The organism is Thermodesulfovibrio sp. TK500a (assembly GCF_055381765.1).
The window spans coordinates 1,612,178-1,624,018 of record NZ_AP041606.1 but is presented as its reverse complement, the minus strand read 5'-3'; the positions used below and the strand labels follow the sequence as shown (position 1 = coordinate 1,624,018).

At 36.6% G+C, this 11,841-nt stretch carries 14 protein-coding genes; 5 read left to right on the top strand and 9 right to left on the bottom strand.

Annotated elements, in window-relative coordinates:
- Nucleotides 1–4: 4 nt before the first annotated feature.
- From ACZ430_RS08550 to ACZ430_RS08515, 8 genes are all read right to left on the bottom strand, one after another.
- Nucleotides 5–400 carry a metal-dependent transcriptional regulator gene (locus ACZ430_RS08550; protein WP_297210763.1) on the bottom strand — a complete coding sequence of 132 codons (396 nt, stop codon included), beginning with the start codon at nt 398–400 and terminating at the stop codon, nt 5–7.
- A 94-nt stretch (nt 401–494) separates the two neighbouring features.
- On the bottom strand, nt 495–629 hold the full coding sequence (locus ACZ430_RS08545; RefSeq protein WP_297210759.1) for a FeoB-associated Cys-rich membrane protein: 135 nt from the start codon (nt 627–629) through the stop codon (nt 495–497).
- An 11-nt stretch (nt 630–640) separates the two neighbouring features.
- On the bottom strand, nt 641–2,854 hold the full coding sequence (gene feoB / locus ACZ430_RS08540; protein WP_297210757.1) for a ferrous iron transport protein B: 2,214 nt from the start codon (nt 2,852–2,854) through the stop codon (nt 641–643).
- Nucleotides 2,851–3,078, bottom strand: a complete 228-nt coding sequence (locus tag ACZ430_RS08535; protein ID WP_297210754.1) for a FeoA family protein — start codon at nt 3,076–3,078, stop codon at nt 2,851–2,853. The genes feoB and ACZ430_RS08535 overlap by 4 nt, the downstream gene beginning before the upstream one ends.
- Nucleotides 3,075–3,305 carry a FeoA family protein gene (locus tag ACZ430_RS08530; protein WP_297210751.1) on the bottom strand — a complete coding sequence of 77 codons (231 nt, stop codon included), beginning with the start codon at nt 3,303–3,305 and terminating at the stop codon, nt 3,075–3,077. Before ACZ430_RS08530 ends, ACZ430_RS08535 begins: the two co-directional genes overlap by 4 nt.
- A 75-nt stretch (nt 3,306–3,380) precedes the next feature.
- Complete coding sequence (locus ACZ430_RS08525) at nt 3,381–4,169, bottom strand: diguanylate cyclase (RefSeq protein WP_464910537.1); 789 nt, start codon at nt 4,167–4,169, stop codon at nt 3,381–3,383.
- A 9-nt stretch (nt 4,170–4,178) separates the two neighbouring features.
- A complete protein-coding gene (locus ACZ430_RS08520; protein WP_297210746.1) occupies nt 4,179–5,315 on the bottom strand; it encodes a carbohydrate porin in 1,137 nt (378 codons plus the stop codon).
- Entirely contained in the window at nt 5,312–5,617 is a 306-nt protein-coding gene (locus ACZ430_RS08515) for a DUF2325 domain-containing protein (RefSeq protein ID WP_297210744.1), read from the bottom strand. The genes ACZ430_RS08520 and ACZ430_RS08515 overlap by 4 nt, the downstream gene beginning before the upstream one ends.
- A gap of 378 nt (nt 5,618–5,995) precedes the next feature.
- Between ACZ430_RS08515 and pal the strand changes: the two genes are divergently transcribed.
- From pal to ACZ430_RS08490, 5 genes are read left to right on the top strand one after another with little or no spacing between them, the layout of a single operon-like run.
- Nucleotides 5,996–6,544, top strand: a complete 549-nt coding sequence (gene pal / locus ACZ430_RS08510; RefSeq protein ID WP_297210741.1) for a peptidoglycan-associated lipoprotein Pal — start codon at nt 5,996–5,998, stop codon at nt 6,542–6,544.
- Entirely contained in the window at nt 6,541–7,407 is an 867-nt protein-coding gene (gene ybgF, locus ACZ430_RS08505) for a tol-pal system protein YbgF (RefSeq protein WP_297210737.1), read from the top strand. Before pal ends, ybgF begins: the two co-directional genes overlap by 4 nt.
- The gene (gene moaA / locus ACZ430_RS08500; protein WP_464910536.1) at nt 7,404–8,372 is read left to right on the top strand and encodes a GTP 3',8-cyclase MoaA; all 969 of its coding nucleotides are present in this window, start codon (nt 7,404–7,406) and stop codon (nt 8,370–8,372) included. The genes ybgF and moaA overlap by 4 nt, the downstream gene beginning before the upstream one ends.
- 6 nt (nt 8,373–8,378) lie before the next feature.
- Entirely contained in the window at nt 8,379–9,131 is a 753-nt protein-coding gene (locus tag ACZ430_RS08495; RefSeq protein ID WP_297210732.1) for a glycosyltransferase family 2 protein, read from the top strand.
- Nucleotides 9,122–10,891 (top strand): ABC transporter ATP-binding protein, encoded by a 1,770-nt coding sequence (locus tag ACZ430_RS08490; protein WP_297210729.1) that lies wholly within the window; start codon nt 9,122–9,124, stop codon nt 10,889–10,891. The genes ACZ430_RS08495 and ACZ430_RS08490 overlap by 10 nt, the downstream gene beginning before the upstream one ends.
- Here ACZ430_RS08490 and ACZ430_RS08485 read toward each other — a convergent pair.
- Nucleotides 10,869–11,768 (bottom strand): lysophospholipid acyltransferase family protein, encoded by a 900-nt coding sequence (locus ACZ430_RS08485; protein WP_297210726.1) that lies wholly within the window; start codon nt 11,766–11,768, stop codon nt 10,869–10,871. The genes ACZ430_RS08490 and ACZ430_RS08485 overlap by 23 nt on opposite strands.
- Between the last annotated feature and the right edge of the window lie 73 nt (nt 11,769–11,841).

Sequence of the window (11,841 nt, the reverse complement as noted above, 5' to 3'; positions counted from 1 at the left end):
TTATTTAGTTTTCAGAGCAATTTTTGGTAAATTGAATTATCCTCTGAATTGTCTCTTCAGACAAATCATGCTCCATTTTATGGGCATCTCTTATTGCCGAATCGTGACTTACCTTTAGTATCTCTGTAAGAAATTTGTAGAGTATTTTCTTTTTATTTTCTATCTCTTTTGCAATCTCCAATCCCTTTTCAGTAAGAGTTATGTAGCCATACTTTTGATAGTTTATTAGCCCTTTGTCTGCAAGGCTTTTCGCAGCAATGACAACACTTGAGAGTTTTACATTTCTTCTTTTTGCAATGTCTTTTATGCGGACAATCGGAGCATTCTTCAGAATATCGTAAATATCATGTAGATAATCCTCAAGATTCTCCGTTAGCTCTAATTTTAGTTCATCGGTCACATTAAATTATAACAAAAATATTCAAATTAATCACTTTTGTAAACTATCATTGAGGGGAGATTAAAAAAGAAAAATCTCCCCATTTCTTCATAACCTAATCTTCTATCTTCGAGCAACAGCATCCGCTGCAGCCAGGGCAACTACCTTTCTTTTTCCATATGGAACGATAAAGAATATAGACTGCGATACATAAGATTGCTGTTGAAAGCAATAAATCGGTGAAGGTCATATCTTTCCTCCTTAAAAGCCAAGCATTTTACCTCCCTGAAAAATTAAAAAAGCAACAAGCCAAGCAAGAACTGAATGGATAATCATGGTCTGACCATAAAGCTTCCAGCTTCCAAACTCCTGCCTCATGGCAATTCCTACAACAACACATGGCCAGTAGAGTAGCACAAAGACTAAAAAAGCATAAGCACTTAAGGGGCTAAAAATTCCCTTTAGTTTAGACTGAAGAGTTTTTTGCTCCTCATCTTCCTCTGCTTTAAGGCTATGTATACCTAAGCCAGAAAATAAACTTACAAAGGAATCTCTGACTGCGACTGCAAATGAAATTACAGTCTCTTTAAGATCTTCAAAAAATCCCATTTCCGTCTCTTTCTTAAGATTTTCATCTCTACCCTCTTCATTAACCTCTGCTGCTTCAGACTCTCCTTTGTTTTCTCCTTTGTCATCAACATATATCTGTGCCATGGTGCTTACGACTACTTCTTTGGCGATTAGGCCGGCTACAAGGCTTGATGATGCTTCCCATGTGCCAAATCCAAGAGGGGCAAAAACAGGGCTTATAGTTTTTCCTATTCTCCCTAAAATAGAGTGTTCCTTTTCAACACCGTAGGGAGTATTTAATAAAAACCACATTATAATTGACACGGCAAAAATATAAGTCCCTGCCTTAACAACAAAGTGTTTAAGCTTCTGCCAAGTGTGCACCATAAGGTCTCTTAGCACAGGGACTCTGTAAGGAGGAAGTTCCATTATGAAGACGGGAGCAAAACCCTTAAAAAGTGTTCTTTTTAGAAATAATCCAAGCAATACAGCCATCAGTATTCCAAGCACATACAGAGACCAAAGAACATTAGCAGCATTTTGAGCAAAAAATGCTCCGATGAATATTACATAAACAGGCAACCTTGCACCGCAAGACATGAGTGGAACAAGCATAGCTGTAAGCTTTCTGTCGCGCTCTGTCTCAAGAACACGAGTGGCATAGATTGATGGCACATTGCATCCGAAACCAAGAAGCATCGGAATAAAGGATTTTCCATGAAGCCCAATGTAGTGCATAAGTCTGTCCATAACAAAAGCAGCCCTTGCCATGTATCCGCTTCCCTCAAGAAAAGTGATAATGAACATCATTACAGCAATTACCGGTAAAAATACTAAAACAGCGCCAACTCCTGCAATAACTCCCTCTGTTGCCAGTGAGACAAGCCATTGAGGAGTTCCCATGGTTTCGAGAACAAATTTACTCCATTTCGTAACAACTCCGCTTATTGTAGAGTCAATCCAGTCACTGAGAGGGCTTGAAAAATCAAAGGCTATCTTGAATACGAGCCACATGGCAGTTAAAAATATGGGGATGCCGAGATATCTGTTTAATACTACCCTGTCAATTCTTTCTGTTAGGTCTGACCTTCTAACTTCTCTTTTGCTTAAAATCTCTCTGGTTACACCACTTGCTATACCATATCTTATGTCCGCAAGGATAGATTCGATATCTTCCTCATGGGCATTAATAAAATGCTCTTTTGCTTTCTTCAAAAAGTAGGCATCCTCATTTATTCCAGTCTCTTTGAGCACAAGCTGGTCTTCCTCAAGAATTTTAAGGGCAAGCCATCTGGAGGGATACAGGCTTAAGATGGAAGGATTGCTTGTCTTAAGAGCCTCTTCTATGATTTTTAAGGAATTCTCTATGTCATCGCCATATTTGATTTTTTTAGGGCTATGAACAGATTTTCCCTCGGCAAATTCCTTGATATAATGCAAAATATCCTCTACTCCATCTTTCTTTGTGGCTACTGTAGGAATAACTTTTACGCCAAGAAGTTCTTCTAATTTAACAATGTCAAATTCATAGCCTTTTTTCTTTGCCTCATCAAAGATATTTAAAGCAAGTATTACGGGAATTCCAAGTTCAAGAAGTTGAACGGTAAGGTAGAGATTTCTCTCAAGGTTGGTTGAGTCTGCTACATCAATTATTATGTCTGGCTTTTCCTTTACAAGAAAATCTCTTGCTATAACCTCTTCTTGCGTGTAAGGGCTAAGACTGTATGTGCCGGGAAGGTCAACAAGTTTTATAGTAAGGTCTTCAATTTTTAGTGTGGCCATCTTTTTTTCAACAGTAACGCCTGGCCAGTTTCCCACCTGTAAAGAGGTTCCTGCAATTGCATTTATCAAAGTTGATTTTCCAGAATTCGGATTTCCCGCTACTGCCACAGTAAGCCTTTTCATTCTATTACCTCCACCTCAATCTCGTCAGCTTCGTTTTTTCTTAATGATAGGTGATAATTTTTTATCACTATATCAATGGGATCGCCTAAAGGTGCAACCTTCTCTATCCTGAGAATTTCACCGCTTAACACACCCATATCCATAAGCCTCCTTTTTATTGCTCCTTTAGAGCTTAAAGATAGAATTTTTGCAGTTTGACCGACTTTTAGTTCACTAAGCTTCATGTAAGCCTCCTTACGATTATTTTCATAGCCATACCTCTTCCAATTGCTAACCGAGAGTTATCAATCTTTACAATAATAAGTCCTTTGTTTTGATTGTCTAAGACCTCAATAATTTTTCCCTCAAACAGTCCCATATCCCTTAGATGACAAAAAATTGCCTTGCCTCTCTTTATCAAATCAATAATTTCTACTCTTTCTCCTTTTCCAATTAAAGCAAGTGGAATCATTCCTTCCTCCCATTTTCTTAAGAATTCACCCTCTGAGAGATACTCAAAGGGAGAATCTTTCAAGCATAGATACAATCACATAGCCTCACTGTATTTTCTCCAGAAAAAAGTGCAAACCTGATTTTTTCCTCTTGATTTTGCTGCATACAAAGCTTTGTCTACTCTCTCTAAAAGTTCATCGAGATTAACATAGGGTGGAACACCATCTACGCCAGCGCTTATTTTAAGGAATCCCTTACCACAATCTGGTAATTCAATAAAATAAACAGAGTCCTTTAATCTCTCTGCTACTATATAAGACTCTCCAACTGTCAGTCCTCTCATCACTATAAGAAATTCCTCACCACCCCAACGGAACACCATATCGGTTCTTCTTAAATTCTTCCTAAGCAAGCCACCTAATTGTTGCAAAACATAGTCACCAAAGGTATGACCATGTGTATCATTTATTTTCTTAAAATCATCAATATCAATCAGAATTACGGAAAGAGGTATTTTGTTACTCATTGCCTTTTCATATTCAGCAGCGAGGATAAGAAATGCAGCATTTCTATTCAGACAACCAGTCAGTGTGTCATGAAAAGCTTTTTCTCTATAAAAGTTATACCAAGGTTTTATAGGTCTTACTCTGATATTTTCGATAAGTTCTATCCCTAAGGCAAGCATGGTTTCATTAATCTTCAGAACAGCTTTCTTATTAATAAGGGAATCATAGGAAATCAACTCTATAATAACTCCCTCTCTCAATCCCATATCTCTCAACCTTTTATCCTGATTTTCCCTGCTGTCAAGAAAAACTACTTCTGCAGCTTCTCCTATGTATAAATCTTTCAGGGACAGCATCTTTTTCCCTGAAACCATCATCTGCCTCCTCTAAAAGCTGAAGTTTAATCTAATACCGTATACATTGCCTGCTTTTGTGTCTTGAGACTCTCTTGCTCTATCACGGATATACTGATAGTCAAAGGTTATGTCTGAGCTAAGAGTTTTGTAGCAGAAAAGTCGAAACTTTATGTAACTTTCAAATACCTGACTGTGCTTGAGCTCTTCATTCTTTGAAGGACTTTTTAAATAAGCATAACCCAACCCAATCTCATCCCCCTTTCTTCCCCATATAATTCCGTTGAGATTCATTCCAAAGGAAAACATTCTGTGATAGTCAGTCTTTACAGAGTCATCTTGCCATCCTGCTCTGAAAAAAGTTCCGAGAGTATCTTTTATTAATTGTTGGTCGAAGGAGACTCCAACTCCTTTTAATGCTTTGTTTAAATCACCATCCCAGTTTTGAAATTTCCTGTCCGTTGTGTATGCATAAATCCTGTAGTTACCCTCACCTAATTCTGTATCAAGCTTATATCCTGTTTGCACTACTGCTATATTGAATTTTCTTTCAATATCATTCTTTGAACGCATGCCTAATACTCTTAGGTGGAATTTATCCCATTCAAATTCGATGACTGCACCTGCATCATAGGTAGGACGATTTGCTATGGGATTGTTTACCAGAGCAGCATTCATGAACTGTTGAATCTCACTGTTTGCATAGGCATTGTCATCTATAAAGGCCGTAGAGTCTATTATTCCTGCCTGAATTCTAAGAGACATTTCTTTTTGTAGCTCAAACTTGTGGGCATACCAAAGTTCAAGAAGATGGTCCCTACTGTGACCGTTTATGTTCTTTAAGTCATGCAATAGGTCATCGGCATTGGGAGATAGCACAAAAGGAGATACTGCCTTAAGACCATCTCCTTTTGCAAAACTTGCCCGAAGGAAAAGTTCACCTTGTTCATAAGGTTTGAAAGATACATTAAAATCAATAACTGCTGAGCCTCTGTCTTTTTTCTTCGTGCCATTTTCTTCATCGGTATAGCCTTTTGTGAGGTTAAGCCACTGATAAACTGTGGTTGCTGTTCCCGATACAGAGAGATTGTCAGTAATGTCTAAGGCATGAACTGATAGAGGGAAAAGAATTAGTAATAAAGCTAAGGCTGAAACATTAATTCTTATCATGCAACTCCTCCTTTTTGTTTAATATTTTTTAGACAATCAAGACATTTCCTGAGAGTGCATAAACCACAACTGTGATACATAAAGCAAGGTATACCCTTTGCCTTGGCAAAACTTGCAATTTCATACTTAATAGAGTGAGAAACCTTATCGGTAAATATCACTATTGCATCAACCTTACCAATCTTTCTACTTATCTCTTTGGTGGGCTTAGTGAAAACTTTAAGATTAATACCCCTTCGGCTTGCTTCATTTAAATAGTGCCTTTCAAGCCTGTCCATTCCTCCAAGCAGTAATACACTCATCACAACCTCCTTTATTATAATTTTCTTAAAAATTTATAGTATTCTAATTTTATTAGATATTATATTTATTTGTCAATATTTGCTTATAATATTTTTAATTTAAAAACTTTATAGTATATTAAAACTTTATTAAGCAATTCTTTATGATTAAGAACGGAAGAGTTTCATCACGAACCATTCCATACGGTTCAGAGTTCGCTTCAGTCAGCTCGGAATGAAACAGACAGAGGTAAAGCCTAATAAATAGAAGAGATAATGTCAAGAAAGTAATTTTCTATAACTTTTGAATTTACTTAGCAAATAAGAGTTTTTTGTTGTATTATATATGTATGAACCAATATAAAAACCCGCCGTTAAAATGTTCTTTGGAGGCATGAAATGCATTTTAAATCTGCGATCATATCAGCATTAATGGTGGCCTTATTGTTAGGATGTGCGGAGCGAAAAATTTATTTTCCGAAAGATACGGTAACCTCTGAGCAGACAAAAACGAATGATATGCTGCAGAAAGAAGATAAGATTGCAGAAAATAAGATTAGCGAGTTATCTTCTCAGGACATAAGAGAGCAAATAAGAAAAATTCAGGAAGAAGTCGGAGATATTTATTTCGATTATGACAAATACGACATAAGACAGAATGATATTCCCATGTTAAAAAAAGTTGCTTCTTTTCTTCAAAAATATCCTCGCCTGAGAGTTATTATAGAAGGACATTGCGATGAAAGAGGGACAAATGAATATAACTTTGCCTTAGGACAGAAAAGAGCAAATGCAGCAAAGCAGTATTTGATGACTCTTGGCGTGCCATCTTCAAGGATAGATATAGTCAGTTATGGCGAGGAAAAGCCTGTATGCACAGAGCAAAGCGAAGCATGCTGGCAGAAAAACAGAAGAGCCCATTTCGTATTTATTGAGGAGGGGAAATGACAAAGAAAAAGATTAAACTATTTTTGGCTGCTTTATCCTCTTTCAGTCTCTTAACAGGATGCGTAACAACAGGCGAATACGAGCAGATGCGAGCTGATATTGCAAAACTCTACGTAGAAAACAGCCAATTAAGACAAGATATTTCAGAGCTTAGGACAAGAGTAGACAAAATGTCCTCTGACTTAAGCACTGCAACAGCTCTTAAAGAAGGACAGCTTACCCTTATTGCTCAGACACAAGATTATGTGAGAGAGTTACAAGTATTAAAAGGCCGGTTTGAAGAAAACTCATACAACAATGACAAGAAGTTTAAAGAGATTAATGACAAGATTACAGAGCTGCAGAATAAATTAGCACAGACAGCACCTCAAAGCATACAGAATGTCTCCAATAAAGAAACAGAACAGAAAAAAACAGCTGAAACTCCTAAAAAAGCAAAGGAAATATATGACTCTGCTCACATCGATATAAAAGAAAAAAAGTATGCCTCTGCAAGGGTTAAATTCGAAGAGATTGTAAAGAACTATCCTGACTTCGAGCTTCTTCCAAATTCTTACTTCTGGATTGGAGAGACCTATTACAGTGAAAAAAAATATGAAGACGCCATATTAGCCTATGAAGAGTTTCTCAAAAAGTATCCAAAACACGAAAAAGCACCAGGAGCAATGTTGAAAGAAGGAATGGCATTTTTAGAGTTAAAAGACAAGAAAACAGCAAAAGTCGTATTTGAACGAGTTATTGAGAGATATCCGAAATCAAAAGAAGCCGAGATAGCTCAGCAGAAGATTGCAGAAATACTAAAAAGTCAGAGTTCAGGAAGCAGAACTTCAAAGCCCAAATCAAAGACTAAAAATAGACAATGAAAGACGGTTACAACAGAGAAATAGACTATCTGAGAATATCTGTGATAGACCGATGTAATCTCAGATGCATATACTGCATGCCTGAAGAAGGAATATCAAACCTTCTTCCTCATGACGAAATTCTTACTTATGAGGAAATACTGAAAATAGTAGAAATAGCTGTAGATTTGGGAATAAAGAAAGTAAGGATTACAGGCGGAGAACCACTTCTAAGAAAAGATATCATTACTTTTATCGAAAAGCTCTCAAAATTAGAAGGCTTGAAAGACATTGGCATGACAACCAACGGAGTTCTGCTAAAAAAATTTGCAAGACAGCTAAGGGAGGGAGGCTTAAAAAGGGTGAACGTCAGTCTTGATTCTCTTAATCCTGATAAATTCAAAACCATAACAAGACTTGGCAGTTTAAGTGATGTTTTAGAAGGAATTGAAGAAGCTAAAAAAGTTGGCCTCAACCCTGTGAAAATAAACATGGTTGTCATGAGAGGAATTAATGATGATGAAATAGAGACTTTTGCTCTATGGAGCAGAGAGGTTGACTACCAGATAAGGTTTATAGAGTTCATGCCTGTTGGTCAAAATTCGTGGAGCAGAGAGTTCTTCATCTCGAAAAATGAGATAAAAGAAAGAATAGAAAAGAAAATTGGAAAATTAATACCTGTAAATATGAAAAAATCAGGGCCAGCTGAGTATTTTATGCTTGAAAAAAGCGAGGGTATTTTAGGATTTATAAGTCCTATGACCTCACACATTTGCGTGAGATGCAACAGATTGAGACTTACTGCCGATGGTAAACTAAGACCATGTCTGTTCTCAGATGCGGAAATAGACCTAAAGAGGATTATTAGGGGAGGTGCTTCAGACAGACAAATAAGAGATGCCATCGTAGATACAATTAACTTAAAACCTCAGGGTATGCTCAGAGAATCAAAGCCTCTAAGGCCGATGTCTACTATAGGAGGCTAAGCTTTTTTGAAAATTCCAGTCTCCGTAGCAATCATAACAAAAAACGAGGAGAGAAATATTGGTGATGCCCTCGAATCTGTAAAAGAATTCGAAGAGATTATTATTGTCGATGCTTTCAGTGAAGATAAAACCGTTGAAATCTCTAAGAAATATACGGATAAAATTTTTCAAATAGAATGGAGAGGGTTTGCCAGACAAAAACAGTTTGCCATTGATAAAGCCACTCTTTCGTGGGTCTTAATACTTGATGCTGATGAGAGAGTTACGGAAGCACTAAAAAAAGAGATTTCGGAGAGAATTACAAAATATGAGGCCGATGCATATCTCATTCCCAGAAAAAACTACTTTTTAGGGAAATGGATTAAACACAGCGGATGGTGGCCTGATTACACAGTTAGACTATTCAGAAAGGATAAAAGTAAAATGCAAATCCGGGCAGTGCATGAAAAAGTCACAGTTGAAGGTAAAACAGCTTACCTCAAAGAACCTCTTCTTCATTTTACCTATCAAAGTATTGAAGACTTTATAAAAAAGATGCAGATTTACTCAACCCTCTCAGCAGAGGAAATCTCTAAAAAGAATTTCTCTGAATTATGGATACTTTTCAAAATGTTATCTACGCCACCTTTTACTTTTTTAAAGATGTTTATCCTAAGGCTTGGCTTTCTCGACGGAATCAGAGGGCTTCTACTTGCCGTTTTTTATAGTTTTTACTCTTTCTTAAAGTATGCAAAAGCTTGGGAGATGCGATGGAAATAGAAAAATTTTTTAAAGTTAAATTCAAAAAATCTTGGGTAGATGACTTTGCTGTATTCTGGAGACTAATAAAAGAACACCGTTTAAGGCTTCTGTTTGCTTTAACCTGCAGTTTGGCCATATCAGGAATTAATGGAGCTATTGCCTGGGCAGTCAAGCCTGCAATGGATGAAATATTCGTAAAAAAATCCTCTGAGTTTTTGTATCTAATTACTTTCGGAGTAGTTCTTTTGTTTACTTTGAGAGGCGTTTTTACATTTGCAAATAACTATCTCATGAATTCTATAGGTGCCAAAATAGTAAAAACAGTAAGAGACGCAGTTTATGAAAAACTTTTAAAGCTACCAATGTCCTTTTTCTGTAGAGACAGTTCGGGAAATATAATATCTAAAGTGCTAAATGATGTTGATCTCCTAAAAAGCACTGTTTCATATACGATAAAAGACTTCTTTGTAGAGGGATTTACAGTGATTGTCCTGGCGGTGGTAGCCTTCTACAGAAGATGGGATCTCGCATTGCTTTCCTTTATTGTTGTGCCTTTGATGGTTTATTTAATTGGCAAAGTTGGCAAAAAGATGAAAGAACTCGGAATGAAAACGAGATTAAGAATTGCTACAGTTACAACCCTTCTACACGAAACTCTCACAGGAATTAAAATTATAAAGGCTTTCACGATGGAAAAGGATATGAAAGACAGATATAAACAGGCTCTTCAGGAGCACTACAGAAATGTAATGCGAGAGGTTAGAACAGAAGAGTTTGCAAATCTTTTAAATGAGACTATCGCTGGAATTGGCGTGGCCTTAATCCTCTTTTACGGCGGGTATCTTGTTGTGAGTGATAAAATATCTTCAGGTGATTTTTTCTCCTTTGCAGCAGCGGTTATGTTAATGTATACACCCTTGAAGAGACTAAGCAAAGTAAATACAGCCTTTCAGAGAGGAAGAAATGTAATAGAAAGACTAAGAGAAGTAGTATTTGTTGAACACGAACGGGAAAAGGGTATTGAAAAGACCATTGAAGGGAACATTGTATTCAGAGATGTTTCCTTCAAATATCCTCTGTCAAAGCATTATGCTTTAAGAAATATTAACTTTACTATCAATGCCGGTGAAACTGTTGCCATTGTAGGTCCTTCTGGAGCTGGGAAAAGCACCATCGCTGATTTAATTGCTGGTTTTTGGCCACCAACAGAGGGTGACATACTCATTGATGGCGTGAACATCAGAGATTTATCCCTCCACAGTCTCCGCTCACAAATTGCCCTGGTTACGCAAGATGTTATCTTGTTTAATGACACCGTAATGAATAACATAAAATTTGGCAATCTATCCTCCACCAATAAAGATATTGAAAGAGCAGCCAAAATGGCAGATGCTCATAATTTCATAGTTAATCTGCCAGAGGGTTATGACTCTAAAGTTGGCGAAAAGGGAGTTTTACTCTCAGGTGGACAAAAACAGAGAATTACTATTGCCAGGGCTATATTGAGAGAGCCAAGAATTTTAATATTTGATGAAGCAACAGCCTCACTTGATACCGAGTCAGAAGAAAAAATACAGCAAGCCCTTGAGGAGATGAGAAAGGGAAGAACGACGATAATAATTGCCCACAGGCTCTCAACAATAAAAAGAGCTGATAAGATTATTGTAATGGACAAAGGGCAGATAATTGAACAAGGAACTCATGAAGAGCTTCTTGCAAAGGAAGGGCTCTATAGGGAGTTGTGGAATTTACAGTTTAGTAATTCTTCATCTTCTTAAATCTTCTGTGAAACCAATAATACTGCTCAGGATGTTCTCTGATTAAACTTTCAAGTAGAAAGTTGTATTTTTCGACTGCTTCAATTATTTTAATTTCTCTATCCTGATAAGAAGAAAAATTAGTATAGTTCAAATCTATCTGGGGAAAAATCTTTATGCTGTATCTTTCGCTCTCTCTTACAATAAAAAGAGGCACAAGAGGCGAGCCTTTTCTTTGTGAAATAACAAAAGCTCCTTTCTGGCATTGAACATATTTATCAAAAAATTTAGCATAAACACCCGGTCTTGCCTGGTCAGCAAGCATAAATACTAACATTTTTTTATTCAAAGCCCTTACTATCTCTCTTACTACCTCCTCATCAGAATGAAAGGGGATTGGATAACCTCCATATCGCTTTATCAGATTATAAAGAAAGCCCTTAGGTAAATATCTACCCTCTTTAAAAAGAACAGCTACAGGGTAACCTTTCTCAGCAAACCAACCAATTAAAACAACTATATTACCGATGTGCCCACTTAAAGCAATTGCTCCCTTACCTTTACTCATGGCATTATCCAAATTTTCAATGCCCCATACAGATGCGTAAGAAGAAAATTTTTCCTTTCTCTTTATTATGGACGCAGCCTCAAGTGCTATTAGAAATACCTCTTTTATAAAACTTTTCAGTATTGCATTTATGTTCTCCTCTGGCATATTAGGGAAGGCTATCTTGAGATTTTCTTTTGCTATTATTTTCCTTTTCCATGGTAATAAATAAGCAATATGTCCTATAAAATTAGCTATACCCTTAAATTGAGACTTTTTTGTAAATCCTCCGAGAGTTAAAAAAACCCTAATTAGCAAATTAAAAATAACATATTTTGCGAGTTTTTTCATGGTCTTAATAATTATAATATTCTCTTAATGATAATTAAAAATCTCACCTATCAACTTTCGCTCTTTTTATGAA

What these genes read in the sequence shown, in the direction of transcription:
- ACZ430_RS08545 (WP_297210759.1), bottom strand. Translation starts at nt 629, where the DNA reads ATGACCTTCACCGATTTATTGCTTTCAACAGCAATCTTATGTATCGCA.
- feoB (WP_297210757.1), bottom strand. Translation starts at nt 2,854, where the DNA reads ATGAAAAGGCTTACTGTGGCAGTAGCGGGAAATCCGAATTCTGGAAAA.
- ACZ430_RS08535 (WP_297210754.1), bottom strand. Translation starts at nt 3,078, where the DNA reads ATGAAGCTTAGTGAACTAAAAGTCGGTCAAACTGCAAAAATTCTATCT.
- ACZ430_RS08530 (WP_297210751.1), bottom strand. Translation starts at nt 3,305, where the DNA reads ATGATTCCACTTGCTTTAATTGGAAAAGGAGAAAGAGTAGAAATTATT.
- ACZ430_RS08525 (WP_464910537.1), bottom strand. Translation starts at nt 4,169, where the DNA reads ATGATGGTTTCAGGGAAAAAGATGCTGTCCCTGAAAGATTTATACATA.
- ACZ430_RS08520 (WP_297210746.1), bottom strand. Translation starts at nt 5,315, where the DNA reads ATGATAAGAATTAATGTTTCAGCCTTAGCTTTATTACTAATTCTTTTC.
- ACZ430_RS08515 (WP_297210744.1), bottom strand. Translation starts at nt 5,617, where the DNA reads ATGAGTGTATTACTGCTTGGAGGAATGGACAGGCTTGAAAGGCACTAT.
- pal (WP_297210741.1), top strand. Translation starts at nt 5,996, where the DNA reads ATGCATTTTAAATCTGCGATCATATCAGCATTAATGGTGGCCTTATTG.
- ybgF (WP_297210737.1), top strand. Translation starts at nt 6,541, where the DNA reads ATGACAAAGAAAAAGATTAAACTATTTTTGGCTGCTTTATCCTCTTTC.
- moaA (WP_464910536.1), top strand. Translation starts at nt 7,404, where the DNA reads ATGAAAGACGGTTACAACAGAGAAATAGACTATCTGAGAATATCTGTG.
- ACZ430_RS08490 (WP_297210729.1), top strand. Translation starts at nt 9,122, where the DNA reads ATGGAAATAGAAAAATTTTTTAAAGTTAAATTCAAAAAATCTTGGGTA.
- ACZ430_RS08485 (WP_297210726.1), bottom strand. Translation starts at nt 11,768, where the DNA reads ATGAAAAAACTCGCAAAATATGTTATTTTTAATTTGCTAATTAGGGTT.